Genomic DNA, 25035 nt, shown 5'->3' with positions numbered 1-25035 from the left:
TCGGGCCCGGGCTCAGGCGTGGGCTCAGGCCCGGGCTCAGGCGTGGGCTCAGGCCCGGGCTCAGGCGTGGGCTCAGGCGTGGACCGCGGCGAGAAAAAGCAGGTCCGAGGCGATGGCGTGGGCGCCGCGGCCCTCGGGCTCGTGATAGGTGCCGATGCGGGCACCGGCCCGCGCGGGGGCGGTGCGCCGGGCGGCCTCGGCCGTACGGGCCAGCAACTGGTCGAGCTTCGACATGGGCAGCACGGCCTCGGCCTCGCCGGCCTCGGCGAGGATCACGGGGACGCCGCCGTCGCGGGGGCTGACGACGCCGCCCTCGGCGAGCATCGGGATCTTCGAGAGATTGACGCCGAAGTGCTTGCCGAGGAAGTTGAAGCTGAGGCTGTTGAGGCCGTCGATGACCCAGTTGGCGAAGGCGATGAGCCCGTTGAGGGGGCCCTTGACGACGCCGATGACCATCTGGAATCCGGTCCGCAGGAAGTCGCCCATGCCGTGGAGGGCCTTCTCCATCGCGGAGTTGACCTTCCTGAAGCCGCCGGGGATGTCCTTAGTGACCCAGGTGACCACCGGCTTGACGACGCTTTCGAGCGTCTTCCAGACGCCCTTGATCACGGCGAGATAGCCGGTGATCACGGGGACGATGACGGTCAGGGCGGTGGTGAAGTACGCCTCGACGAGCCCGAAGACCGTCTCCATGATCTGCTGCCCGAGCTCCGAGTTCAGCGCGAAGTCGATGAGCTCGGTGGCGAAGGGGGCGAGGAGGGAGAGGACGAGGACGAACGGGTTCGTCTTCATCACGAGGTTGACGGCTGTCATGATGCCGCCGGCGATTTTGAGTTTGCCGCCGAGGATCCCGGTGAACTTGCCGAGGATTCCGGCGCTCTTGCCGGTGCGGGCGATGGACCTGCCGGAGGCGGTGGCCTGGCGGTTGATGTTCTTCAGCAGCCGGGCGGACTGCTGACCACCGGACTTCGTTTTCAGCAGACCGGTGTGGGCGGTACCGGCCTGCCGGCCGACGGCGAGTGCGGAGCGGCCGGCGGCCCCGGCGCCCGTACCGAACTGCCGGGCCTCCTTGCCGGCCTGACCGGTGGACGTCCGGATGCGGTCGGCGGCCCGGGCGGCGTTCCGGACGCCGTTCTGGACGGTGCGGACGGAGCGGGCCGCCTGGCCGAGGGCCGAGCCGAAGTTGCGGAACGCGCCGGCGGAGTTGGCGAGCGGATTTCTGGGGAGCGCTGCTGCCGCGGCGGCGGCCATGGGGGTCCTCCTTCTGATCGGTGGGCCTGGCTGTGCCGCCCCCTATCCGCGGGCCTTCGCGAGGAACATCAGCGCTCGGGCGGTGTCGCGCGGGGTGGAGGACGAGGTGGCGTAGTAGTTCTCGATGTGGAACCCGGCGGTGGCGCTACCGCTACCGCCGCTCGTGCCGACGCCGGCCGCCTTGAGCCGGGCTTCGACGGCGGTGCGGCTCAGCAGCCGGTCGAGCTTCGACAGCGGCATGACCGCCTCGTGCTGGCCCGCCTCGGCGACGATCGCCGGCACACCACCGCTGCGGGGCGCGACGATGCCGCCCTCCGCGAGCATCGGGATCCGAGGGATGCTGACACCGAAGGTCTTGCCGCCGACGAGGGGCACCCAGCCGGGGATGGAGACCTTGATGCCGTTCAGGGCGCCGATCGCCGAGTTGATGAGGCCGATGACGCCGTTGAGCGGGTACTTGACGGCGGAGAGGATGCCGCTGAACACGCTTCCGGCGAAGGACGACAGCCCGCCCCAGGCGCTGGACAGGGCGTCCTTGACGGTGTTGAACGCGCCGGGAATGGCGGAACCGATCCACAGGGCGATGGGCAGGATGGCCGCCTTGATGCCGTCCCAGACCTTCGAGATGATCTTGCCGGTGGCCTTCATCAGCGGGCCGATGGCCTTCATGACGGTGTCGACGACCTTGCCGATGACGTCGAAGGCGACCTTCATGATCTTCTGCATCGCCTTCGACTTGGACGCCATGGCGACGACCTTCTCGATGAGCGGTGCGAAGAGTTCGAGCAACATCCCGATGACGTTGCCCTTCATGGCCTTGTTGAGCCCCTTGAACCCGCCGTCGGCCTTCTTCAGCCCGCCCTGGAACTTCCCCATGGACGTCCCGCCCTTGCCGGCCTCCTTCCCGACCTTGGCCACCGACCGGGCCGCCTGATCGGCGGCGGTCTTCATGCCCTTGAGCTCACGGGCGGACTGCTTGGCGGAGTTCTTGATCCTGCCGACGTTGGTATTGGCGGTGCCGGCGCTCCGCCCGAGCGTGCCGGCGGCCCGGCCGGCGGCGTCGATGTTGGTTCTGAAAGTCCGGGCGGCGCCGCCGGCTCTACTGAGAGATTGAACGAGAGACATTTTTCTCCAATCTGCCTCGGCCTGCCCTCAAGATCAGCCGATCTCTCGTTGTGCAGATGCCGCGGCGTTCTGCAGATTTCGAAGCTCCTTGACCGCTGCTCGTTGGTTCCGGCCTGCTTCTCGATAGCTTTTGCGTGCCTCTTTGAGGCTCAGCTCCGCATCTTTTTTCTTCTGTGCAGATTTTCGGGCAAGCTCGATCAAAGCCGTGTGAGCCCGGCCGGCGCGCTGACGGAACTTTTCTGCCTTCTTCAACTCCTGCTCTGCGCGGATTCGAGTGATGGAGTATTCGGGTGCCTCGTTCAGCCTGGCCCGTGCGTTAGCGGAAAGCGTTTCGGCCTTAGCGGAGCCCTTCCCGGCTCTCCTTAGGAGTCTGGTCTCCTTGTCTTCCGCCCACGGCCAGGTGAGGATCTGACGCCCAAGGAAGGAGACGCCTTTTTCGTCGACTTTCGCCCCGGTGAAATCTGCCTTCGCCAGCGTGGCTCCACCTGTAAAGCCGGCAAAGGAGAGCTTTGCGCCGTCGACCCCGGCGCTGGCACCCGTAATGCTGGCGCTCAGGCCGGTCATCGAAACGCTCAAGTCGTTGACGGTCATGCTGAGATGGTTGACGGTCTGACTGATGTGATTCTGTGTTCTGCTGAGGCCGTTTATGGTCTGGGTGAATATCGAGGAATTTAGCTTCTCTTCCTTGAATGTCCACCCGTCTTCCCCTCTGGGGATGGTGTCTGTGTAGGTTTTCGGAACATCGTTGGGGGAGATGTCGTCCAGCATTCCCATTGCGCTCGCCCTGACTATTCGGCATGCCTATTTCGATGGCTGAGGAATCTATTGTCCGCCTGCTCCAGGTCGTGATAATGTGATGTATTGAGGATTTTTTGGGCCATCTCGCTTGGAGGGCTTCGTGCTGCTTTGGCTGGCTGATCACTATCGAGAAGTGATGTGGGTGGTATTCGCGTCGACGACAATTCTTGTCGCCGTGTTTTTCGTGGTGCCGTTCGGGGTCCGGCCGCTGATGACGGACCGCAGGCTAAGGTCCTCCGGTGTGGCTGTGAAAGGCGAGTGTGTCGCCGCCTCCTGGTCAGAAGATCGGGTTTCGGAAACCTTTCAGTTCAAGACACTGGAAGGTCGCACTGTCTTCTATCGAAGCCCTCTGCGTGGTTCGCGAATCGCCGACACCGGAGAAGTTCTTGAAATTTTGTACGATCCGCGGTCTCCTCGCAGGGCGAGAACTGTCCGGGAGCTGAAGGTAGGTTCTTCAGCTCGACTGAACCTTTGGGGAGGGATTGCGGTGCTTGTGCTGATGCAGCTCGTCTTCTGGGGTGTCGACGCTCTGATCGGGAGCTTTCACGGCAGTTGAAGCCCTCGTTTGACGGCGGGCCGTAGCATTACGGATCTGAAGGAAATCGGCGACGGGTTCCCGGTCTATGGCCTAGGCGGACCTCACGGGGCGCTGGTGGCGGCATGGTCCGACGGTGAGCCTGGCCAGCGCTTCACTGCCCGAGCGGTGATCGTCAGCGAGGGAATCTTCGGGTTGATTCGTTGCCTGGTCATGCGAAGAAGCGCGCGAGCCGGTCCGGCGCCGGAAGCTCGCCGTCCTCCTGCCCGTCATCGGAATCGGACTTGTCGGTGTCCGGCTCGGTGGCCGACAGGTTCGGTCTTGCCACCGGCTCCGGGTAATCCAGCGGCTCCGCGTCCTCGCCGCTGTTGATCGTCGCCGTCATCCAGTTGGCGACAGCCGAGTGGTCGACGAGCGCCGCCAGTAGATGGGTCGACGCGTCCCACTCCACGGCTTCGCCGTACAGGTCACGGTTGACCGCGCTGTCGCGTGGCATGTGCTTGACCAGCACCGCGAGGCGTCTCGAGGAGAGCGTCCCGCGGTGCCAGTCGAGGAGGTCCACCCCGTAGTGCCGCAGCAGATCGGCTTCCAGAGCCTCGGCGTGTTCGTCTACGAACGCGTCGAGGCTCAGTCTTCCCCCAGGCCGAGCCCGGTCTCCTGGCCGTACGCCTCCAGGATCGCGGCGATGTCCTGCATCGTCAGGTCGTGCTCGACCAGGCGTGCGAACTGCTTCTCGCCCAGCAGCAGGCCCAGCAGGCCGTCGACGTCGCTGTCGTCGAGCTCGCGCAGGGCGCGGGCGGTGCGGTGGCCGATCTCGGTGGGGAGCTCGAAGGCGTCGCCGTCCAGCTGGAAGGACCACGACTTACCGTGGGCCTCCAGGCGCTGGGCGCGGGCCGCGTTGACATCGAAAGCGGGCATGTGCTGCTCCTAGAAGTGGGTGAAAAAGCGGTGGGAAGGGGCGGGCGCCGCCCCGGGGGCGGGGGCGAAGGCCGGGGCGGCGCCCGTATTCAGGTGGTTCCGGAAGGGGAAAGGCGTCGGCGTTACTTGGCCGGCGCGCCCGTCGGGGCGAAGGACTTGTCCTTCATCAGCCACGTCGCCAGCGCCGCGCCCGGCTTCGCGGCCATCGCCGTGAAGGTGACGCCCAGCTTCACCGCGCCCTTGCGGTTGAGGTCCACGTCATCGCTGACCGTGACCACACCGCGCGGGATGACGAAGCGGTAGCGGACGTCCGTGCCGTCGGTGAACTCGACGCCGAGCGCGCGCTCGTCCTCGCCCTGGTCGCTCTGGATCTCGTACTTGTACAGGCCCGAGTTCGGGGCGGTCTCGACGACCTCGCCGCCGCCGAAGAAGAACGGCAGGGTGTCCTCGTTCAGCTGGAGCATGCCGAACTTCACGGTGAGCTCGCGCTCGGTGTAGATCGTGCGGGCCGGGGTGAGGGACTGCCAGGTGTCGATGTTGGCGGTCTTGCCCTTGCGGCCGAACTTCACACCGTCGGTGCTGGTGTAGCCCAGGTCGTGCCAGGCGTCGCCCCACGGGGCGTCGATGGCGGCCGGGGCTTCGGTGCCGGGCTTGGCGAGGAGGATGCGGCCGGTGCCGGCAACACGGATCTCGCTCGGGTTCATTCCGGACATGGGTACTCCTTGATAAGAGGTGAATGGCCCGCGGGAAGGGGCGCGGAGGGGTGCGAAGGGTCGCGAAGGGGCGGTTGCGGCTACGCGGGGCGGAGCGAGAAGCGCACCGTGGTGAGGTAGCGGTTGCCCGCCGGGCGGTTGTAGTCCGGCAGCCAGCGCACCGCTTCCGTCTCGACGACGTCGGTGACGACCGCGGAGCCGTAGACGGTGCCGCGGAGCGTCAGGAGCGCGGCGCGGACGGCCAGCGAGATCGAGTGCGCGGTGGTCTTGTCCGGCCCGTAGACCTCCAGCTCGACGAGCGGGGTGTCGAGGTGGAGGTCGTCGATCCAGGCGCCGCCGGTCCGGGAGACCAGGACGACCTTCTGGGTGCCGTTGAAGTCGGCCGGCGGGCGGTTGTCGACCTTGACCTCGGCCAGCTCGGGCCGGTTCTTGAGGTTGTCGACGATGAGGCGTTCCACGTCGGGGAACGCCAGCAGGGCCTCGTTCATCCGGTCTCCTAGGCCTGGCGGGGCCAGTAGTTGGCCTGGACCTCGGCGTAGGTGACCTTGCCGTCGGTGTCGCCGTTGATGACCTCGATGGTCCACACGACGTGGTTGCCGGGGTCGCAGACGCCGCCGGCGCGGGTCTGGGTGACGTAGGTGTTGCCGGTGGTCGCCAGGGCCTCCTCGATCGGGCCCTCCTTGACGACGTCGCCCTTGGAGTTGATCTCCAGGAAGCGGGTCTGGATGGTGATGCCGGGAGCGATGCCGGCGATGGTGGCGGCGGCGGTGGCGATGTAGTCGGAGTTGCCGGTGATGAACGCCGGGCCGCCCTTGTCGGGGTGCTGGTCGCCGCCGTCGGAGTACTCGTCCTCGAACGGGATCTGGGTGACCGTGTTCCGCTTGAGGGGCAGCTCGGACTTCCGGGCGAGGCTGACGCGCTTCGGGGCGTCGTCGTCGGCGCCGTTGTTCACCAGGTCGGCGATCAGCTCGGCGGCCGACTGCTCGTGCTTGGCGTAGGCGTTGGGGAACGCGCTGACCTGCACGGCCTGGGCCACCTGCGTGAGCGGCGTCGACGTGAGGTAGCCGGAGCCGAACTTGCCGGGGCAGATCTTCTTCATCTCGGAGAAGAACTTCCAGGAGGTCCAGTGCGGGTCGAGCCGCTGCTCGCGCGTGCCCCACCAGTCCTGCTGCTGGAACAGGCCGATGCTCGTCGCGTCGCCGTAGTTGAGGTTCCGCATGCCCGATTCCTGGAGCGCGGTGGCGACGCCGACGACCGCTCCGCGGTAGCCGAGGCCGGCCTTGAGCGCCTCGTCCAGGATGGCGGTGGCGTTGCTCCGCTGGTCGGCGTCGAACTTCCACTTCTCCTGCGGGGGAGAGAGTTTGTACGGCAGAAGGTCACTGACTGCGACCATGGTGGTGTCCTTTCTGGTGGTGAGGTCCAGGAGGCCGCTCAGCGGAGGTCGGTGCCCTTGCGCTCCTCGCTGACGACAGCGAGGTTGACGTGCGCGAACCTCTCCGGGATCGCGGCGTACGCCGCGTCACCGGACGCGGAAGGCCCCGCGCGCTTTCGCGTGCGGGGCCTTCCGAATCACCGAGTGCCGGTCGATAAAGCCGATTAGGCCTGGCGGGGCCAGTAGTTGGCCTGGACCTCGGCGTAGGTGACCTTGCCGTCGGTGTCGCCGTTGATGACCTCGATGGTCCATACGACGTGGTTGCCGGGGTCGCAGACGCCGCCGGCGCGGGTCTGGGTGACGTAGGTGTTGCCGGTGGTCGCCAGGGCCTCCTCGATCGGGCCCTCCTTGACGACGTCGCCCTTGGCGTTGATCTCCAGGAAGCGGGTCTGGATGGTGATGCCGGGGGCGATGCCGGCGATCGTGGCGGCGGCGGTCGCGATGTAGTCCGAGTTGCCGGTGATGAACGCCGGGCCCCCCTTGTCCGGGTGCTGGTCGCCGCCGTCGGAGTACTCGTCGTCGAACGGGATCTGCGTAACGGTGTTGCGCTTCAGGACGACTTCGGTCTTACGGGCAAGGCTCACGCGCTTGGGCATGTCAAGGTCCTCGTCATTCTTGTAGGTGGGGTGGCCGTAGCCGTAGATACGGGGGTTGCTGCGGCTGATGCGGCGGCGGTAGACGCCGTCGCCGTTCGACGAACCGTCGTTGTTGGTGTTGCCGCCGATGGTGACGATCTCGGAGTCGGTGAACGACTCGACCATCTCGACGTGGTCCTGGCCCTCGGTGCCGTAGAACACGATCGCGCCGACGGAAGGAGTCCGGTTCCACTGGTCGCGCGCCTTGAACCAGGCGACGCCGTTGGGGCAGTAGGCGAACTTCGGGATGATGTCGTCGTTGCCGGTCTTCCAGGCGCAGTACGACACGAACATCGCGCACCACGGCTCGTTGTTCATGGGGTACCAACGGCCGAACATGTTGTCGTTGTTCGGGCCTTCCTTGTAGCCGATGTGCTCGGCGGCTTCGGCGAGCAGGGCCTTGGCGGTATTGGCCATTTCTGTGATTGCCCCCCTTTCTTTTCTTAGTGGTTGCGGTTGGCGGGTGGGATTCGCGTCGAGCGGCGCGGCGCGTCGGTCGTGTTCGGGGCCACGCGAACGGCCCCCGTCCCTTTTCGGGGACGGGGGCCGTTGCCATGCGGCACGCGGGAGTGGTCGTCGCCGGCCGCTCAACGCGAAGCGGCGGGCCGCGCCCTTGTCGTGGGCACAGCTCCGCCGCTGCATCTATTGTGAACGAGATCGTGCGAGATCGCAACAAGAAGTTTCGAGCGCGCAATCAGGAGGGTTCGGGGTGGTGGGTGCCAGAGGGTTGTGGTTCGCGCATGAGGGCAGTGAAGAAACCCGTCGCGTGACGAGGTGCACTGGAAGACCAAGCGCGCCACCACGATCGTGCTCGGAGGGTAAGTGCGACAGCCCGACGTCGCCGAGGGCGAACTGACGCCGCATCTGTTCGAGGGCGCCTGCCCGGATACGAAGGCGCTGACCGTTCGCCGTCGGAACCGCCGGGAGCGCGAGTAGGTGTCGACTTACCCGACGGCCCGCGGGGGCGTGATCCGCTACGACTCCCGTGATCCGTCGCGTGTCGTGGTTCCGACACGGATCATGTGGCTTGTCACGGCCGCGGTCGCGTTCTCCCTGACCGGCGGTCGGGGTGTGCTCCTCTGCGCCCCACTCGTGTTCTGGCTGCTGGAGCTGCCGGGTTCGCTGTTCTGAGTGGCGAATCGTCGGCCCGGGGGAGTTATGGGATGAGACCCATGACGATCAGCGCGACTCCGATGCCCGCCAGTGCAAGGACGGGCTGCCACGAGATCCGTGGGTGGCGGTCCGCGAGGAACACCTCGTGGTCGCGCTTGGGGTCGTACGAGATGGTGACGGCCCTGCCGACCCCGACGCTCGGTCCCTTGGTGCGGAAGAGGACAGATCTCCTCTCGTCGGTCACCGGGACCCTCTCAAGGTGGTGACGGACGATTCCCTCGGGCTCGTCATGCACGCTGACGCACACGGCTCTTGTGGTGACCCGCCTCCGGTAGGCGAGCAGATCACTCACCGCCACGCCCGCCGCGATCAGTAACCAGAGCGCTCCGCCGACGAACCCGCTCACGTGCACACTGATCACGGCCGGCTCACCGCCCCAGCCGCACGGTCGCGTCGCGGATCTCGGCGATGCCGGCCTCGACCTCGCGGTACCAGTCCATCACCGTGCGGCCCGGCTGGAGCTCGACGCGGCCCGCGTCCAGTTCGTGGAGGCGGTCGCCGAGGGAGTGGAGGCGGGCCTCCAGGGCGAATCTGCCCTGGGCCTCGGGGCCGGCCCAGGCGAGGTCGGCGGAGGCGGCGGCGAAGGCGGCGTGGGTGCGCTGCTGGATCGGGGCGAGCTTGTCGTGGAGGGCCAGGAGGTTCTGGTGGAGAGTCCCGAGGCTGTCGATGAGGGAGGCCACGTCCTTGACCAGGGGGATGGTCTCCTCCAGGTACGCCGAGAAGGTCTCGGCCGCCGTGTTCACGTCGTCGATGTCGGCGTGCTCGACGCCGTCGTGCCAGGGCGCGCGGATCTCCTCGTACCCCGTGACCAGGCGCTCGTGGTCGTCCCAGAGCCGCTCGGCACCGGACAGCTCCGCCCGGACCGATTTCGCCGGGAGGCCGTCGCCCCGGTCGAGCAGTTCCTCGATCCGGCCGTGCGCGGCACGCAGGTCCTCGTAGGCGTCCTGGAGCAGCCCGTGGGTCTCGTCCGCCACCCCCAGCAGGCTCGACAAGGCCTCATGAGCCCCCGCCAGCATCCCGTCGTAGGCCCGCTGCGCTCGTCTCCGTCCCCACATGGCTGACCCCACCCGTCCGCTTAATCCCCTACCGGCCAGTGCGTCGCACACGTCACACTTGGGAGTGATCTTATGTTCGACCGGAAGCCCTCCGGGAGATATCGCGAGGTCCGGTGCTGAGGGGACGAGGTGTCAGACCGTCGGGATAGATTAATGGGCGATCGCGCACACTCCTGGCCATCTCACGACAGATGCTCAGGAGGTGTTACGGAAGGGCAAATGAGTCGGCGGAAGCACCTGGGGGTGGCATGAGCGAGCAAATCGTGGTCTGCGGGGGGACCACGTGGTGAGCGCGCGCAGTGACCTGCTCACGGACGTCGTGGCAGCCACCGTCGAGGTCGCCGCCGAGTCGGGGCGGTCGGGGCTCTTCACCGACGAGGTCGCCCGGGCGCTGACCGCCGTCGTCGGCAAGATAGCCGGGAAGACCGTCGAGGAGGCCGAGGTGAGCGGCTTCGTCAGCGGCTGGCAGGAGGCCATCGAGGCCGTGGACCAGAAGCGCAAGGACGCCGCCGGCGCTCAGGTGTACCGCATCGGTTCCTACGACATGACCGACGTCTGACATACAGAACAGACAGCACTGTGCCCCGCGGATCAACCCGAGTCGCGGGGCACAGTGCTGTCTGCTCCTCTTTATATAGGGGGCGCCGCGCGCCCCTCCCGTCGCTCGTGCGCCCGGCGCGTGACGCGCTCCGCCGCGAAGACGTCCTCCAGCCGGAAGAGGTTCGCCCTGCCCCGGCGGCCCGCCGGGGTCAGGTGCCCCAGCTGGACCCACTTGCGGATGGTGTCCGGCACCACCGCCACCTCCTCGGCCGCCAGCCGCGCTGTCACCAGAGTCGTTGTCATCCCTGCGAGCCCTCCTCGTCCTGCGCCGCGGCCATCTCCGCCAGGTCGCCCTCCGTCGCCTCCGCCAGCCGCGCCCACTCGCCGCGTGCCCATGCGTGCCGGTGGCCGCGGTCCGTACGGCAGGCGCAGGCAGGGTCCGCGCAGCGGCAGCCGGGGTTGACGCAGAGGACCGTCTCGCGGTGGGGGAAGACGCGCAGGGAGACCGAGTCGCAGTGCGGGCAGCGGCCGCGTACGCGTACGGGCGTCTCGGCGTCGCCCAGCGCGAGGGAGCAGCGCCGCGCCATCCGGCGGGCCTCGGCCCGTACGTGCTCGGCCAGCACCGGGTCGGGGCGTTCGGCGACGTCGTCCAGCAGGGCGATCAGCCGGGCCAGCCGCTGCTCCACCCCGGCCCGTCCCGGGCGGGGGAGGCGCAGCTTCTCGCAGACCGCCTCCTCCAGCTCCACCACTCCGTCGGTGACGTCACGGATGGTGTCGGAGACGAACAGGCGGATGGGCGCCGCCGGGGCCGTACGGGTGGGGCGTCCGCCGGAGGAGGGGCGGGCGGTGCGGCTCGGGGCGAGCTCCCGGGCCAGCTCGGGGAACTGGCGGAGCAGGATGCCCAGCCATACGGCGGCGCGGTCGGGACGGCTCGCGGTGGTCGTGTGCGCGGTGGTCATGACAGCTCCTCCGGATACGGGGACGGATGTGGGGACGGGTACGGGACGGGTGAGGCGGGCAGGCCCGCCTCACCCGCCAGCGCGTCGGGGATCCGGGCCTCCTTGCCGTTGCGCCACAGGCGACCCCCGCACACCCCGTCGAACCAGCTCTCCCTCGGCGCCACCGCCTCCAGGCAGTAGCGGGGACGGGGCAGCCGGCGCAGGCCCGCAGGGCGGGGAGGGCGTCCTTGGGGCGGCGGGCGAAGACCGCCGCGTCCGGGAGGCCGACGCAGGCGGCGTGGGAGCGCCAGTCGACGGGGCGGCGGGCGGCGGTGGGGTGGGGATAGGCGGTGACGGGGGCGCGGAGCGCGGATTCGGGCATGGGCGGGTTCGGGTCCCCTCTCGGGGTGGAGTCCCCTCTCGGGGTGGTGCGGGGCAGGTCTCGGGGTGGTGCGCGGCAGGGTGAAGCAGCGTGCGGGTGCGGTGCGGTGCGTGCGGGTGCGGTGCGGTGCGTGCGGGTGCGGTGGGTGCGGTGGGTGCGTGGTGGGAGGTGCCACCGTGACCACAGTGCGTCATGTTGCGGTGGCGCAATCAACAGTAGACAGAGTGCGTGCGCGAGCGCAACAAATACCGATCATGTGTTCCGTCCCACATACCGGGCGTCCCGAAAACGCGCTGACCAGTAGGTAAAAGCCGGAATTTGCCATGGCGGGGTGGCGAGTTGCGCTCGCGCACTTCATTCTGTTTATTGCGTGCGCGATCGGACGGTAGGCTCGGTGGCGCGGAGGGAGTGCGGAGGGAGCAGTGTTATGGGCGAAAAGGGCTCGGATATGGAGCGTTTCGCGGGCTGGGTCGAAGGCCTGATGCGCGAACGCGGCTATGACATCGACAGCCCGCGTGGCGGAGGCAGGTCACGGCTGGCGGAGGACGCCGGCGTGCACCGTGCGGCGGTCACCCGGCTGCTGCAGCGGCAGAGCCTGCCCGACCTGGAGACCATGCGCGCCCTCGCGCGCGTGCTCGGCGTCTCGCTGCGCGACATGCTGATCCAGTCCGGCAAGGTGACGGCGGAGGACCTGCCGCTGCCGGGCGCGGGGCGTACGGGCGCCGGTGAGGGCGCCCGGGGCCGGGAGGGCGACGGCCTGGTGACCCCGGCGGAGGCCGCGCAGATGCTCGGCGTGCCCGACAGTCACCGCCGGCAGTTCGTCGAGATGGCCGAGATGATCCTTTCGGTCAGCGGGGCCCGTACGGAGGGCACCCACGGCGTCCATCGGGGTGTATCGGCCGGCCGCTAGTCCCGCCGGGAGCGGCCCCGGCGGGGCCCGCGCGGCCGCTCTGATCTGCGACATATGCAGCACATCGGGGTGTCCTCCGCGTGTGCATTTGTTTTGACCGCAGCCCATGCTGTAGGTACGCTCTGACCTTGTGCCTGGGGTGTCCCTGGGCTCTCGCGCGTGCCTTCAGACCGTGTGAGAGACCCGGAGCCGGACGGATCCAGCGGCCGGAAACACCGAAATCTGCGCTGATTCCGCCCTCCAGTGGGGTCTGCAGCCTTCGACACGCCCGACCGCGTGGGTCGGCGGTGACGCCCAGGTTAGTTTTATCGAGATCACAGAAACCGGAGAAACGGTGCCTACGATCCAGCAGCTGGTCCGGAAGGGCCGGCAGGACAAGGTCGAGAAGAACAAGACGCCCGCACTCGAGGGTTCGCCCCAGCGTCGTGGCGTCTGCACGCGTGTTTTCACCACCACCCCGAAGAAGCCGAACTCGGCGCTCCGTAAGGTCGCGCGTGTGCGTCTGACCTCCGGCATCGAGGTCACCGCTTACATTCCGGGTGAGGGCCACAACCTGCAGGAGCACTCCATCGTGCTCGTCCGCGGTGGCCGTGTGAAGGACCTTCCGGGTGTTCGCTACAAGATCATCCGCGGTTCCCTCGACACGCAGGGCGTCAAGAACCGTAAGCAGGCTCGCAGCCGCTACGGCGCCAAGAAGGAGAAGTAAGAATGCCTCGTAAGGGCCCCGCCCCGAAGCGCCCGGTCATCATCGACCCGGTTTACGGCTCCCCCCTGGTGACGTCGCTGATCAACAAGATCCTCCTGCACGGCAAGCGCTCCACCGCCGAGCGCATCGTGTACGGCGCCATGGAGGGTCTGCGCGAGAAGACCGGTAACGACCCGGTCATCACCCTCAAGCGCGCTCTCGAGAACGTCAAGCCGGCTCTCGAGGTCAAGTCCCGCCGCGTCGGTGGCGCCACCTACCAGGTGCCGGTCGAGGTCCGTCCGGGCCGCGCCTCCACCCTGGCGCTGCGCTGGCTGGTCGGTTACTCCCGCGCCCGTCGCGAGAAGACCATGACCGAGCGCCTCATGAACGAGCTGCTGGACGCCTCGAACGGTCTCGGCGCCTCGGTCAAGAAGCGTGAGGACACGCACAAGATGGCCGAGTCCAACAAGGCCTTCGCGCACTACCGCTGGTAGTCGCTACCCCCATCGAGAACCGAGAGAAGACTGAGCCATATGGCCACCACTTCGCTTGACCTGGCCAAGGTCCGCAACATCGGGATCATGGCCCACATCGACGCGGGCAAGACGACCACCACCGAGCGGATCCTGTTCTACACCGGTGTTTCGTACAAGATCGGTGAGGTCCACGACGGCGCTGCCACGATGGACTGGATGGAGCAGGAGCAGGAGCGTGGCATCACGATCACGTCCGCTGCCACCACCTGCCACTGGCCGCTCGACAACGTCGACCACACCATCAACATCATCGACACCCCGGGTCACGTCGACTTCACCGTCGAGGTGGAGCGCTCCCTGCGCGTGCTCGACGGTGCCGTGACGGTGTTCGACGGCGTTGCCGGTGTCGAGCCCCAGTCCGAGACTGTCTGGCGTCAGGCGGACCGCTACGGCGTGCCGCGTATCTGCTTCGTCAACAAGCTCGACCGTACGGGTGCCGAGTTCCACCGCTGCGTCGACATGATCGTCGACCGCCTGGGCGCGGTTCCGCTGGTCATGCAGCTGCCGATCGGCACCGAGGCCGACTTCAAGGGCGTGGTCGACCTCGTCCAGATGAAGGCGCTGGTCTGGTCCGCCGAGGCCGCCAAGGGCGAGATGTACGACGTCGTCGACATCCCGGACACCCACATCGAGGCTGCCGAGGAATGGCGCGGCAAGCTCCTCGAGGGCGTCGCCGAGAACGACGACGAGATGATGGAGCTGTACCTGGGCGGCGAGGAGCCGACCGAGGAGCAGCTGATGGCGGCCATCCGCCGCATCACTCTCGCGTCGAAGGGCGGCGGCGACTCCGTCACCGTCACCCCGGTGTTCTGTGGTACCGCGTTCAAGAACAAGGGCGTTCAGCCCCTGCTCGACGCCGTGGTCCGCTACCTGCCGTCGCCGCTGGACATCGAGGCCGTTGAGGGCCACGCGGTCAACAACGCCGACGAGGTCGTGAAGCGCAAGCCGTCCGACGACGAGCCGTTCGCCGGCCTTGCCTTCAAGATCATGAGCGACCCGCACCTCGGCAAGCTCACCTTCGTCCGGGTCTACTCGGGCCGCATGGAGGCCGGCACCCAGGTGCAGAACTCCGTGAAGGGCAAGAAGGAGCGCATCGGCAAGATCTACCGGATGCACGCGAACAAGCGTGAGGAGATCGACTCGGTGGGTGCCGGCGACATCGTCGCCGTCATGGGTCTGAAGCAGACCACCACCGGTGAGACCCTCTGCGACGCGTCCAACCCGGTGATCCTCGAGTCGATGGACTTCCCGGCCCCGGTCATCCAGGTCGCCATTGAGCCCAAGTCCAAGGGCGACCAGGAGAAGCTGGGTGTCGCCATCCAGCGTCTGGCCGAGGAGGACCCGTCCTTCCAGGTCCACACGGACGAGGAGACGGGCCAGACCATCATCGCGGGTATGGGCGAGCTGCACCTCGACGTGCTGGTCGACCGTATGAAGCGTGAGTTCAAGGTCGAGGCCAACGTCGGCAAGCCGCAGGTCGCGTACCGCGAGACGATCCGCAAGGCCGTCGAGCGGATCGACTACACGCACAAGAAGCAGACTGGTGGTTCCGGCCAGTTCGCGAAGGTGCAGATCGCGATCGAGCCCCTCGAGGGCGACGGCTACGAGTTCGAGAACAAGGTCACCGGTGGCCGTATCCCGCGGGAGTACATCCCGTCCGTGGACGCGGGTTGCCAGGAGGCCATGGAGTTCGGTGTGCTGGCCGGCTACCCGCTGACCGGCGTCAAGGTGACGCTGCTCGACGGTGCCTACCACGACGTCGACTCCTCCGAGCTCGCGTTCAAGATCGCCGGTTCCATGGCGTTCAAGGAGGGTGCTCGCAAGGCATCGCCGGCTCTGCTCGAGCCGATGATGTCGGTCGAGGTCACCACCCCCGAGGACTACATGGGTGACGTCATCGGCGACATCAACTCCCGCCGTGGCCAGATCCAGGCCATGGAGGACCGTCACGGCGCCAAGCTCGTCAAGGGCCTGGTTCCGCTGTCGGAGATGTTCGGCTACGTCGGAGACCTCCGCAGCAAGACCTCGGGTCGCGCAAGCTACTCGATGCAGTTCGACTCCTACGCCGAGGTTCCGCGGAACGTCGCCGAGGAGATCATCGCGAAGGCCAAGGGCGAGTAACCAGCTCCCGCTACGGCGGGCGTTGCACACGCTTTAGGCTTGACACCGGCTGTCGGGGCATTCCGCAACAAACCATTCGGAATGCCCCGGTGGGCGGCTTCCCAGCAAAGATCCCTGGCGCCGAACGTATCTAGGCGTACAGAACCACTCCACAGGAGGACCCCAGTGGCGAAGGCGAAGTTCGAGCGGACTAAGCCGCACGTCAACATCGGCACCATCGGTCACGTCGACCACGGTAAGACCACTCTTACCGCGGCGATCACCAAGGTGCTGCACGACGCGTACCCGGACCTGAACCCCTTCACGCCTTTCGACGAGATCGACAAGGCCCCGGAGGAGCGTCAGCGCGGTATCACCATCTCCATCGCGCACGTCGAGTACCAGACCGAGGCGCGTCACTACGCCCACGTCGACTGCCCGGGTCACGCGGACTACATCAAGAACATGATCACCGGTGCCGCCCAGATGGACGGCGCGATCCTCGTGGTCGCCGCGACCGACGGTCCGATGCCGCAGACCAAGGAGCACGTGCTCCTGGCCCGCCAGTCCGGCGTTCCGTACATCGTCGTCGCCCTGAACAAGGCCGACATGGTGGACGACGAGGAGATCCTGGAGCTCGTCGAGCTCGAGGTCCGTGAGCTCCTCAACGAGTACGAGTTCAACGGCGACGACGCTCCGGTCGTCCGCGTCTCCGCGCTGAAGGCGCTGGAGGGCGACAAGGAGTGGGGCGAGAAGCTCCTCGGCCTGATGGCCGCCGTCGACGAGAACATCCCGCAGCCCGAGCGTGACGTCGACAAGCCGTTCCTGATGCCGATCGAGGACGTCTTCACGATCACCGGTCGTGGCACCGTCGTCACCGGTCGTATCGAGCGTGGTGTCCTCAAGGTCAACGAGACCGTCGACATCATCGGCATCAAGACCGAGAAGACCACCACCACGGTCACCGGTATCGAGATGTTCCGCAAGCTGCTCGACGAGGGCCAGGCCGGTGAGAACGTCGGTCTGCTCCTCCGTGGCATCAAGCGCGAGGACGTCGAGCGCGGCCAGTGCATCATCAAGCCCGGTTCGGTCACCCCGCACACCGAGTTCGAGGCCACGGCGTACATCCTGTCGAAGGACGAGGGTGGCCGTCACACCCCGTTCTTCAACAACTACCGTCCGCAGTTCTACTTCCGTACGACTGACGTGACCGGTGTTGTGACCCTCAAGGAGGGCACGGAGATGGTCATGCCCGGCGACAACGCCGAGATGACCGTTTCGCTGATCCAGCCCGTCGCCATGGAGGAGGGCCTGCGCTTCACCATCCGTGAGGGCGGCCGCACCGTCGGCGCCGGCCAGGTCACCAAGATCAACAAGTAAGTCCGCTTGCTTGACGGTCTGACCTGACGGTCGACAAGAGGGCCCGCACACCGCGAGGTGTGCGGGCCCTCTTCGTGTTTCCGGGGGACGGCTAGGCCGGATAGGGCAGGATCTGCCGCAGCAGGCCCTTGGGGTGGCCCCGGCGCCGCCATTCGCGGGGGTAGCCGATGGAGACCTCCTCGAAGCGCACCCCCTCGTACCAGGTGGTCCGGGGGATGTGGAGATGGCCGTAGACCACCGCGGCGACGTTGAAGCGGGTATGCCAGCCGGCCGTGAGCTCCGTGCCGCACCACTGGGCGAACTCGGGGTAGGTGAGGACGTCCGTGGGCCGGCGGTCCAGCGGCCAGTGGTTGACCAGCACCAGCGGCAGCTCCGGGTCGTGGGCGGCCAGCCGGGCCTCGGTGGCCGCGACCCGGGCCCGGCACCAGTCGTCGATGCCCCGGTGGGGCTCGGGGTGCAGCAGGTACTCGTCCGTGCACACGATGCCCGCCTCATGGGCCTGGGCCAGGGACTCCTCCTTGGTGGCGGCCGTGGGCGTGCGGAAGGTGTAGTCGTAGAGCGTGAACAACGGGGCCACCGCCACCGGTCCGCCCTCGCCCTCCCAGACGGGCCAGGGGTCCTCGGGCGTGGTGATCCCCAGGCTCCGGCAGAGGTCGACCAGGTGCGCGTAGCGGGCCTCGCCGCGCAGCTCGACGGGGTCGCCCGTCGGCGTCCACAGCTCGTGGTTGCCGGGGGACCAGATGACCTTGGGGAAGTTGCGGGCCAGGAGCTTGAGGGTGCGTTCGACGTCGTCGAAGCGTTCGGCGACGTCACCGGCCACGATCAGCCAGTCCTCGTCGGTGGTGGGGCGCAGTGACTCGGCGATGGCCACGTTGTCGGCCATGCCGGTGTGCAGGTCGCTGACGGCGAGGAGCCGGCGACCCGCGTGGGGCTTTATTGGCTGCTGCATGGATCTACGGTAGGCGGCTACCTCCCGGGACCGGGGAGGACGAGGCGGTTGCCGTTGAGCAGGTCCCGGCCCAGGACGCTGAGGGTGTGGTAGGCCCGGCCGCCCGTGCGGTGGGTGGTGATCAGCCCGGATTCGCGCAGCACGGTGGCGTGGTGGCTGGCGGTGGCCATGGCGATGCCCACCCGGCGGGCCAGCTCGCTGGTGGTGCAGCCGCGGGCGGTGGCCTCCAGCACCTCGGCGCGGGTGTGGCCGAGCAGGGCGGCCAGCGGCGGCTCGGCGCCCTCGCGCCGCCCGCCCCGGAGGTCGCCGAGCCAGGCGGGGTCGTGGACGATCGGGTAGACGAGCACGGGCGGCAGCTCCGGATCTCGGAGCACGGTGGGGGCGCGCCAGCAAAAGAAGGAGGGCACGAGCCGAAGCCCGCGCCCTTCGAGATGGACGTCCTCGCCCGTGCCCGGTACGAGTACCTCCAGTACCGGTGGGCTCCAGCGCACCTGTGGATGAATGCTGGAGAGCAGTTGTTCGACTCCGCTGCGCAGAAGGGCCTGGGAGCGGGTGGCCCGGTCGGCGGCGATGTGCTCCCGCACCTTGGCCAGATAAGGCCGCACGGCGGTGTCGTGGAAGGCCGTGAGGCCTTGGCCCAGGGCCTGGAGGGCCTCGGTGCGGCCCTCGGCGAGGTGGCGGACGAAGGGGAGGTCGCGGCGGTCGGGGGCGAGCAGCTCCAGATCGCGGCGGAGCGTCGTCCGGGGCAGGGAGAGCATGGCGTCGAGGCCGGTGGCGAGGCCCTCGGTGGCCTCGGGCGGGGTGAGGAAGTCGGGGGAGTAGCCCCGGGGCGGGGCCAGGGCGAGGACGCGCCGCATGGGGTCGGTGAGCCGGCCCCGGACCAGCTCGCGCCAGCCGTCGAAGATCAGGGGGCCCTGCCCCGTCTGGACCATGTGGGCGGCCAGCAGCGTTTCCCACAGCAGGTCGGGCTCGGCGTCCAGGCGTACGCGGCCCAGGTCGACCCCGGTGAAGTGAATGCGCACCTCTTGCCCCTGCCCCTTCTCGCGCCGGTTGAACGTACGGGGGGACCGGGAGACCCCGCAGGGCGGTCTCCTCGGCCACGCGTACGGGAGGGTCAGACGCCCGAGCCGGGGGCCGGGCGCCAGACCCAGGGGGTGGCGTCGGGGCGGAGGCCCACGGCGCACACCCGTTGGCCGGAGTCGGTGACGAGCCCGGAGGCGCCCACGGCGGTGATGCCCCGGGGCGCGCGGACGGGCCCGTCGCCGGCCTCGGCGTCCGCGAGCTGTATCTCGCCGCTCAGGGCGCGGCCCAGCACCATCAGGGAGTCCCGGCCGCCCCGGCGGGGGACGGTGCAGGCGGCGAGCGGGCCGTAGCCGGTGAAGGAGCGCAGCCCGGAGCCGCCGGTCCGGTCGGCGCCGTTGCCGTCCCGGCCCAGGCTGTAGCCGACGGGCTCGGCGGCGGTCGGGGTGCGGTAGACGACGGTCAGCCCGCCGTCCGCGCCGAGGGCGGCGCCCATCTGGTTGCCGCCGGGGCCGGGCAGGCCGTGCAGCGGCATGACGCGGACGGGCTTGCCGGGGGCGTCCTGGCTCCAGTGGTGGACGGTGTCCCGGCCGATGCCGAAGACGTGGACGCGGCCCTGCCCGTCGAGGGCGGCGGAGAGGCCCTCCTGGATCTCCTGGCCGTGGAGGCTCTGCCACTTGCCCCAGCTGCCGTCGGGCTCGCGCACGCGGCTGGAGAGGCCCTTGCCGGCGTTGCGGACGAAGAGGTGGACCCGGCCGTCGGGGGTGGCGACGGCGGCGGGCACGCCGACGCGGCGGCCGCGCTCGGCCTTGTGCTCGGGGTTGCCGAGGCTCTTCCAGGCGTTGAAGGCGCCGCCGGGGCTGTGCTGCTCCAGGACGGTGATCTCGCGGCTGTTGCCCCGGCCCTGGCCCTCCAGGGAGGAGAAGCGCAGGGCGAACAGCAGCCGGTGCCCCTTGGCGTCCTTGACCGAGGCGACGGCGGGCGCCAGCGGGCCGCCGCCGAGGCCCACGGGGGCGCCCCAGCGGCCGCTGCCGGGGGAGGTCTCCTGCCAGCGCACGGCCTGGAGGCCGAGGACGCCGTACGCCTCCAGGCGGCCCGAGCGGTCGCTGTCGGCGACGGCGATGGGGCCCGGGTAGCGGTAGTGGGTGGAGCGGATCCAGCCCTTGCGGTTCTGCAGGGGGCGCTCGCCGCCCTGGCCGTAGTCGCCGCAGCCGCCCTGGTTCTGGCAGGCCCAGCCGGGGTCGCCGCCGTAGGCGGCGACGAGGCGGTACTTCTCGTCCACGATCTCGGACGGGAGGTTGTAGGGCCAGCGCTGGTTGTAGTAGCCGCGGAAGGCGAGGGTGGTGAAGCGCGGCGGGTGGCCCTCGCGCCGGGTGTGCCGGGAGACCCACTGGCCCAGCGCCTTCCAGGTGAAGAGCGCGGTGGGGGTGTGGTCGCGGTGGTCCGAGCACGCCCCGTAGTCGTTGTCCTTGGGGTGGGTGGCGTCGTGGACCTGGTAGTCGGGGTCGGGGTCCATGGTGTGGACGACGGTGGGCCGGTACTTCTCCATGATCGCGACCAGCGCGTCCACCAGGGTCTGGTGGTGGTAGGTGGAGACGGAGCCGCAGGGGGAGCCGGTGGCCACCAGGGTCTGCATCACGGCGTACGGCCGGTCCCACAGCAGGGGGAGCCGGGTCTCGCCGGCGGAGAACATGGCGATGTTGAGGAAGATCAGCCGGACCGTGCGGCGGCCCTCGCCGAGCTCGTTGACCTCGGCGCGGCAACCACCCGGAAGGTCCATGACGGACTTCTTCCAAGGAGTGAATTTGTCCCGGCCGAGGAGCTCGGCGTAGGCCTGGCGCAGGCCCTGGTGGCGGGCCGAGGAGTAGGCGGCCTTGTCGGGCCCGCGCTTGGGCATGCCCTCGATCCAGTTCTGCCCCACGGACTCGCCGGCGGTCACATAGACGGAGACCACGGGGGCGCCCGCCTCGACCATGTGCCGGGCGTCGGGGTTCATGAAGTACAGGTCGTCGTCGGGGTGGGCCATGACCTGGAGGAGCAGCGCGTCCCCGCCGCCGGTGAACGATCCCGCGCCGGCGGGGCCCGTGGACTGGAGGGCGTCGGGGAGGGGGCGACCCGGCTGGACCCGGCGCCGCCGTCGCCGCACCCGGTGGCGGCGGCCGCGGTGGCCACGGCGATACCGGTGAGTACGGACCGCCGCGTGAGCCCCTTGCGCTGTGAGGTGTTCAACTAGATGACTCCGTCCCGTCGTCCAGCGCGCCGTCCCGGCCGTACCCCGGCGTGATACGTGATAGGGGACGACCGGGGCTCCCGGGAGGTTGCCCGGGGCCCGGCAAAGCACCCCGCCGGGCGACACCGGGCCCGCTCGGCGACGGCCCGGGCGTTTCGCGACCATAGTGTCCCGTATGTCGGCGGGGTGGTTTGACAAGTGCGCCGCTCGGGGTACCGTCTTCAGCTTCGATTGGCGCCTCTTCCCGACCGTATGGCACACTGTTCAGGTTGCTCGGTTGAGTGCCGATGCTGCGCGCCTCCCGCCGGGAGGACTGGAAGCGAGTCCCGCAGTACTCGTCGTCCCTTATGAGGGGCGGAAGTACGGGAATCTTCCGGGAAGTGCCAGCGGGGTACCGACCAGGCGCTCGGTGGGTGTTCTTCCCCCACAAACCCCTTGAGCAGGGAATCCCCTTTGGGGATTTTGCTGGAAGGGGCGCGACACGCCCGACCGCGTGGGTCGGAGGTGGAGTGAGGAAGAGCAGCGTCCGGAAGGCCTCCGGAGGCAGCCGACCGAGTCCCAGAGCGTTACGAGAGACAGGACTACTGAGTAGCCATGGCGGGACAGAAGATCCGCATCCGGCTCAAGGCCTACGACCACGAGGTCATCGACTCCTCGGCGAAGAAGATCGTCGAGACGGTGACCCGCACTGGTGCGTCGGTCGCGGGCCCGGTGCCGCTGCCCACTGAGAAGAACGTGTACTGCGTCATCAAGTCGCCGCACAAGTACAAGGACTCGCGCGAGCACTTCGAGATGCGCACGCACAAGCGCCTCATCGACATCCTCGACCCCACGCCGAAGACGGTTGACTCGCTGATGCGTCTCGACCTGCCGGCGGGCGTCGACATCGAGATCAAGCTCTGAGGTGACGCGCGAGATGGCTAAGAACATTAAGGGCGTCCTGGGCGAGAAGCTCGGCATGACCCAGGTCTGGGACGAGAACAACCGTGTCGTCCCGGTGACCGTCGTCAAGGCCGGGCCCTGCGTCGTTACCCAGGTCCGCACCAACGACATCGACGGCTACGAGTCGGTCCAGATCGCCTTCGGCGAGATCGACCCGCGCAAGGTGAACAAGCCCCTCAAGGGTCACTTCGCCAAGGCCGACGTCACCCCGCGCCGCCACCTGGTGGAGCTGCGTACCGCTGACGCCAGCGAGTACACGCTCGGCCAGGAGATCACCGCTGCCGTGTTCGAGTCGGGCGTCAAGGTTGACGTCACCGGCAAGAGCAAGGGCAAGGGCTTCGCCGGTGTCATGAAGCGTCACAACTTCAAGGGCCTCGGCGCCGGTCACGGCACCCAGCGCAAGCACCGCTCCCCCGGTTCGATCGGTGGCTGCGCCACCCCGGGCCGCGTGTTCAAGGGCCTCCGTATGGCGGGCCGCATGGGCAACGAGCGGGTCACCACCCAGAACCTGACCGTCCACGCCGTTGACGCGGAGAAGGGCCTGCTCCTGATCAAGGGCGCGGTTCCTGGTCCGAACGGCGGCCTCGTCCTGGTCCGTACCGCGGCCAAGGGGGCCTGAGGTAACGATGAGCACCATTGACATCCTTTCGCCGGCGGGCGACAAGGCCGGGACCGTCGAGCTCCCCGCGGAGATCTTCGACGCCAAGGTCAGCGTCCCGCTGATCCACCAGGTCGTCGTCGCGCAGCTGGCCGCTGCCCGTCAGGGCACGCACAAGACCAAGACTCGCGGCGAGGTCCGTGGTGGTGGCAAGAAGCCTTACCGCCAGAAGGGCACCGGTCGCGCCCGTCAGGGTTCGACCCGCGCGCCGCAGTTCGCCGGTGGTGGCGTCGTGCACGGTCCCGTGCCGCGCGACTACTCGCAGCGCACCCCCAAGAAGATGAAGGCCGCCGCCCTGCGTGGCGCCCTCTCCGACCGGGCGCGCCACTCCCGCATCCACGTCGTCTCCGGCGTGGTCGAGGGCACTGCCTCCACCAAGGCCGCCAAGGTCCTGTTCGGCAAGGTCTCGGAGCGCAAGAACCTGCTCCTGGTCGCCGAGCGCTCCGACGAGGCCGCGTGGCTGTCCGCCCGCAACCTGCCCCAGGTTCACATCCTGGAGCCGGGCCAGCTGAACACGTACGACGTGCTCGTCTCCGACGACGTGGTCTTCACCCAGGCCGCCTTCGAGTCCTTCGTGTCTGGCCCCAAGGCCGTTGAGACCGAAGGGAGCGAGGCCTGATGACTGAGGCCGTCGTCACCAGCAAGACGTTCTCGGACCCGCGCGACCTCCTGGTCAAGCCGGTTGTCTCCGAGAAGAGCTACGCGCTGCTGGACGAGAACAAGTACACGTTCATCGTCGACCCGCGCGCCAACAAGACCCAGATCAAGCAGGCCGTCGAGGCGGTCTTCTCGGTCAAGGTCACCGGGGTCAACACGATCAACCGTCAGGGTAAGCGCAAGCGCACCAAGACCGGTTTCGGCAAGCGCGCCAACACCAAGCGCGCCATCGTGACCCTCGCCGAGGGCGACCGTATCGACATCTTCGGCGGCCCGGTCTCCTAACGGAGTCCGAGTCGTCCGGAATCGGACGAGGACTGAGAAATGGGTATCCGCAAGTACAAGCCGACGACCCCGGGCCGTCGTGGCTCCAGCGTCGCCGACTTTGTCGAGATCACGCGGTCCACGCCGGAGAAGTCGCTGGTCCGCCCGCTGCACAGCAAGGGCGGCCGTAACAACGCCGGTCGTGTGACCGTTCGCCACCAGGGCGGTGGCCACAAGCGCGCCTACCGTGTGATCGACTTCCGTCGTCACGACAAGGACGGCGTGCCGGCCAAGGTCGCTCACATCGAGTACGACCCGAACCGCACCGCGCGCATCGCGCTGCTCCACTACGTGGACGGCGAGAAGCGCTACATCATCGCTCCCCGCGGCCTCGGCCAGGGTGACCGGATCGAGAACGGCCCCGGGGCCGACATCAAGCCGGGCAACAACCTGCCGCTGCGCAACATCCCGGTCGGTACGACCATCCACGCCATCGAGCTGCGTCCCGGTGGCGGTGCGAAGATCGCCCGCTCCGCCGGTTCCTCCGTGCAGCTGCTGGCGAAGGAGGGCACCATGGCCCACCTTCGTATGCCGTCCGGTGAGATCCGCCTGGTCGACGTCCGCTGCCGCGCCACTGTCGGCGAGGTCGGCAACGCCGAGCAGTCGAACATCAACTGGGGCAAGGCCGGCCGCATGCGCTGGAAGGGCGTTCGCCCGACCGTCCGCGGTGTCGCGATGAACCCGGTCGACCACCCGCACGGTGGTGGTGAGGGTAAGACCTCCGGTGGTCGCCACCCGGTCTCCCCGTGGGGTCAGAAGGAGGGTCGTACTCGTTCTCCCAAGAAGGCGAGCAACAAGTACATCGTCCGCCGCCGCAAGACGAACAAGAAGCGCTAGGAGCGGGTTTAGATGCCGCGTAGTCTCAAGAAGGGACCCTTCGTCGACGGCCACCTCATGAAGAAGGTGGACGTACAGAACGAAGCCGGTACCAAGAACGTCATCAAGACCTGGTCCCGTCGCTCCATGATCGTGCCGGCCATGCTCGGCCACACGCTCGCGGTGCACAACGGCAAGACGCACGTCCCGGTGTTCGTCACCGAGTCGATGGTCGGCCACAAGCTCGGCGAGTTCTCGCCGACCCGCACCTTCCGCGGCCACGTCAAGGACGACCGCAAGTCGAAGCGCCGCTAAAGGCGGGGTGTGAACGAC

The 25035-nt window shown here is 68.3% G+C and carries 30 protein-coding genes; 13 read left to right on the top strand and 17 right to left on the bottom strand.

The window, feature by feature from the left end:
- Positions 1-72 precede the first annotated feature (72 nt).
- The 3 genes from EKH77_RS13970 to EKH77_RS13960 are packed head-to-tail and all read right to left on the bottom strand — an operon-like array spanning position 73 to position 3150.
- Complete coding sequence (locus EKH77_RS13970; protein ID WP_126914707.1) at positions 73-1251, bottom strand: tape-measure protein; 1179 nt, start codon at positions 1249-1251, stop codon at positions 73-75.
- 42 nt (positions 1252-1293) lie between these two features.
- Positions 1294-2376 carry a phage tail protein gene (locus EKH77_RS13965; protein ID WP_126914706.1) on the bottom strand — a complete coding sequence of 361 codons (1083 nt, stop codon included), beginning with the start codon at positions 2374-2376 and terminating at the stop codon, positions 1294-1296.
- A gap of 33 nt (positions 2377-2409) precedes the next feature.
- On the bottom strand, positions 2410-3150 hold the full coding sequence (locus EKH77_RS13960; protein WP_126914705.1) for a hypothetical protein: 741 nt from the start codon (positions 3148-3150) through the stop codon (positions 2410-2412).
- A 124-nt stretch (positions 3151-3274) separates the two neighbouring features.
- Here EKH77_RS13960 and EKH77_RS13955 point away from each other — a divergent pair, with 124 nt between their 5' ends.
- Complete coding sequence (locus tag EKH77_RS13955) at positions 3275-3730, top strand: DUF3592 domain-containing protein (protein WP_126914704.1); 456 nt, start codon at positions 3275-3277, stop codon at positions 3728-3730.
- Positions 3731-3920: 190 nt separating this feature from the next.
- On the opposite strand, the gene EKH77_RS13950 is transcribed toward EKH77_RS13955, so the two are convergent.
- The 8 genes from EKH77_RS13950 to EKH77_RS13915 form a co-directional block, all read right to left on the bottom strand.
- Positions 3921-4271, bottom strand: coding sequence for a hypothetical protein (locus EKH77_RS13950; protein ID WP_126914703.1), 351 nt, complete (start codon positions 4269-4271; stop codon positions 3921-3923).
- Between the two features lie 65 nt (positions 4272-4336).
- Positions 4337-4627 carry a hypothetical protein gene (locus EKH77_RS13945; protein ID WP_126914702.1) on the bottom strand — a complete coding sequence of 97 codons (291 nt, stop codon included), beginning with the start codon at positions 4625-4627 and terminating at the stop codon, positions 4337-4339.
- A 122-nt stretch (positions 4628-4749) separates the two neighbouring features.
- A complete protein-coding gene (locus EKH77_RS13940; protein WP_126914701.1) occupies positions 4750-5340 on the bottom strand; it encodes a phage tail protein in 591 nt (196 codons plus the stop codon).
- Between the two features lie 80 nt (positions 5341-5420).
- Complete coding sequence (locus tag EKH77_RS13935) at positions 5421-5828, bottom strand: hypothetical protein (protein ID WP_126914700.1); 408 nt, start codon at positions 5826-5828, stop codon at positions 5421-5423.
- 8 nt (positions 5829-5836) lie between these two features.
- Entirely contained in the window at positions 5837-6733 is an 897-nt protein-coding gene (locus EKH77_RS13930; protein WP_126914699.1) for a hypothetical protein, read from the bottom strand.
- 203 nt (positions 6734-6936) lie between these two features.
- Positions 6937-7824 carry a CHAP domain-containing protein gene (locus EKH77_RS13925; RefSeq protein ID WP_164737795.1) on the bottom strand — a complete coding sequence of 296 codons (888 nt, stop codon included), beginning with the start codon at positions 7822-7824 and terminating at the stop codon, positions 6937-6939.
- A 739-nt stretch (positions 7825-8563) separates the two neighbouring features.
- A complete protein-coding gene (locus EKH77_RS13920) occupies positions 8564-8941 on the bottom strand; it encodes a hypothetical protein (protein WP_126914697.1) in 378 nt (125 codons plus the stop codon).
- Between the two features lie 7 nt (positions 8942-8948).
- Positions 8949-9554, bottom strand: coding sequence for a hypothetical protein (locus tag EKH77_RS13915; protein ID WP_126914696.1), 606 nt, complete (start codon positions 9552-9554; stop codon positions 8949-8951).
- Between the two features lie 367 nt (positions 9555-9921).
- On the opposite strand from EKH77_RS13915, the gene EKH77_RS13910 reads away from it, so the two are divergent.
- On the top strand, positions 9922-10194 hold the full coding sequence (locus tag EKH77_RS13910) for a hypothetical protein (protein WP_240667352.1): 273 nt from the start codon (positions 9922-9924) through the stop codon (positions 10192-10194).
- Positions 10195-10265: 71 nt separating this feature from the next.
- Here EKH77_RS13910 and EKH77_RS13905 read toward each other — a convergent pair whose 3' ends face one another.
- From EKH77_RS13905 to EKH77_RS33775, 3 genes are read right to left on the bottom strand one after another with little or no spacing between them, the layout of a single operon-like run.
- Positions 10266-10478, bottom strand: coding sequence for a hypothetical protein (locus tag EKH77_RS13905; protein ID WP_126914694.1), 213 nt, complete (start codon positions 10476-10478; stop codon positions 10266-10268).
- Entirely contained in the window at positions 10475-11134 is a 660-nt protein-coding gene (locus tag EKH77_RS13900; protein ID WP_126914693.1) for a hypothetical protein, read from the bottom strand. Before EKH77_RS13900 ends, EKH77_RS13905 begins: the two co-directional genes overlap by 4 nt.
- Entirely contained in the window at positions 11131-11298 is a 168-nt protein-coding gene (locus tag EKH77_RS33775; RefSeq protein WP_240667351.1) for a hypothetical protein, read from the bottom strand. The genes EKH77_RS13900 and EKH77_RS33775 overlap by 4 nt, the downstream gene beginning before the upstream one ends.
- 645 nt (positions 11299-11943) lie before the next feature.
- Between EKH77_RS33775 and EKH77_RS13890 the strand changes: the two genes are divergently transcribed.
- The 5 genes from EKH77_RS13890 (at position 11944) to tuf (ending at position 17106) form a co-directional block, all read left to right on the top strand.
- The gene (locus EKH77_RS13890) at positions 11944-12405 is read left to right on the top strand and encodes a helix-turn-helix transcriptional regulator (RefSeq protein WP_240667350.1); all 462 of its coding nucleotides are present in this window, start codon (positions 11944-11946) and stop codon (positions 12403-12405) included.
- Positions 12406-12739: 334 nt separating this feature from the next.
- Entirely contained in the window at positions 12740-13111 is a 372-nt protein-coding gene (gene rpsL / locus EKH77_RS13885) for a 30S ribosomal protein S12 (RefSeq protein WP_003948652.1), read from the top strand.
- Between the two features lie 2 nt (positions 13112-13113).
- Positions 13114-13584, top strand: a complete 471-nt coding sequence (gene rpsG / locus EKH77_RS13880) for a 30S ribosomal protein S7 (RefSeq protein WP_004950419.1) — start codon at positions 13114-13116, stop codon at positions 13582-13584.
- 39 nt (positions 13585-13623) lie between these two features.
- A complete protein-coding gene (gene fusA, locus EKH77_RS13875; RefSeq protein ID WP_126914691.1) occupies positions 13624-15747 on the top strand; it encodes an elongation factor G in 2124 nt (707 codons plus the stop codon).
- Positions 15748-15912: 165 nt separating this feature from the next.
- Complete coding sequence (tuf, locus tag EKH77_RS13870) at positions 15913-17106, top strand: elongation factor Tu (protein ID WP_126914690.1); 1194 nt, start codon at positions 15913-15915, stop codon at positions 17104-17106.
- Positions 17107-17197: 91 nt separating this feature from the next.
- Here the strand turns inward: tuf and EKH77_RS13865 are convergent, their stop codons facing one another.
- The 3 genes from EKH77_RS13865 to EKH77_RS13855 form a co-directional block, all read right to left on the bottom strand.
- A complete protein-coding gene (locus EKH77_RS13865) occupies positions 17198-18055 on the bottom strand; it encodes a metallophosphoesterase family protein (RefSeq protein ID WP_126914689.1) in 858 nt (285 codons plus the stop codon).
- 17 nt (positions 18056-18072) lie between these two features.
- Positions 18073-19077 (bottom strand): ArsR/SmtB family transcription factor, encoded by a 1005-nt coding sequence (locus tag EKH77_RS13860; protein ID WP_240667349.1) that lies wholly within the window; start codon positions 19075-19077, stop codon positions 18073-18075.
- 92 nt (positions 19078-19169) lie between these two features.
- Positions 19170-21221, bottom strand: coding sequence for a PIG-L family deacetylase (locus EKH77_RS13855; protein WP_240667348.1), 2052 nt, complete (start codon positions 21219-21221; stop codon positions 19170-19172).
- A 678-nt stretch (positions 21222-21899) separates the two neighbouring features.
- On the opposite strand from EKH77_RS13855, the gene rpsJ reads away from it, so the two are divergent.
- Genes rpsJ through rpsS form a run of 6 tightly spaced genes read left to right on the top strand, consistent with a single transcriptional unit; the run spans position 21900 to position 25017 of the window.
- Complete coding sequence (rpsJ, locus tag EKH77_RS13850; protein WP_003948644.1) at positions 21900-22208, top strand: 30S ribosomal protein S10; 309 nt, start codon at positions 21900-21902, stop codon at positions 22206-22208.
- Between the two features lie 13 nt (positions 22209-22221).
- Positions 22222-22866, top strand: a complete 645-nt coding sequence (gene rplC, locus EKH77_RS13845) for a 50S ribosomal protein L3 (RefSeq protein ID WP_058942728.1) — start codon at positions 22222-22224, stop codon at positions 22864-22866.
- Positions 22867-22873: 7 nt separating this feature from the next.
- Positions 22874-23524 (top strand): 50S ribosomal protein L4, encoded by a 651-nt coding sequence (gene rplD / locus EKH77_RS13840; RefSeq protein ID WP_126914688.1) that lies wholly within the window; start codon positions 22874-22876, stop codon positions 23522-23524.
- Positions 23524-23847 carry a 50S ribosomal protein L23 gene (rplW, locus tag EKH77_RS13835; RefSeq protein WP_058046827.1) on the top strand — a complete coding sequence of 108 codons (324 nt, stop codon included), beginning with the start codon at positions 23524-23526 and terminating at the stop codon, positions 23845-23847. The genes rplD and rplW overlap by 1 nt, the downstream gene beginning before the upstream one ends.
- A 39-nt stretch (positions 23848-23886) precedes the next feature.
- The gene (rplB, locus tag EKH77_RS13830) at positions 23887-24723 is read left to right on the top strand and encodes a 50S ribosomal protein L2 (protein ID WP_004950440.1); all 837 of its coding nucleotides are present in this window, start codon (positions 23887-23889) and stop codon (positions 24721-24723) included.
- Between the two features lie 12 nt (positions 24724-24735).
- Complete coding sequence (gene rpsS / locus EKH77_RS13825; protein WP_126914687.1) at positions 24736-25017, top strand: 30S ribosomal protein S19; 282 nt, start codon at positions 24736-24738, stop codon at positions 25015-25017.
- Positions 25018-25035: the final 18 nt, after the last annotated feature.

Origin of the sequence: Streptomyces luteoverticillatus (assembly GCF_003970715.1) — a bacterium.
Classification (GTDB): Bacteria; Actinomycetota; Actinomycetes; order Streptomycetales; family Streptomycetaceae; genus Streptomyces; species Streptomyces abikoensis.
This window is presented reverse-complemented; position numbering and strand designations above follow the sequence as displayed.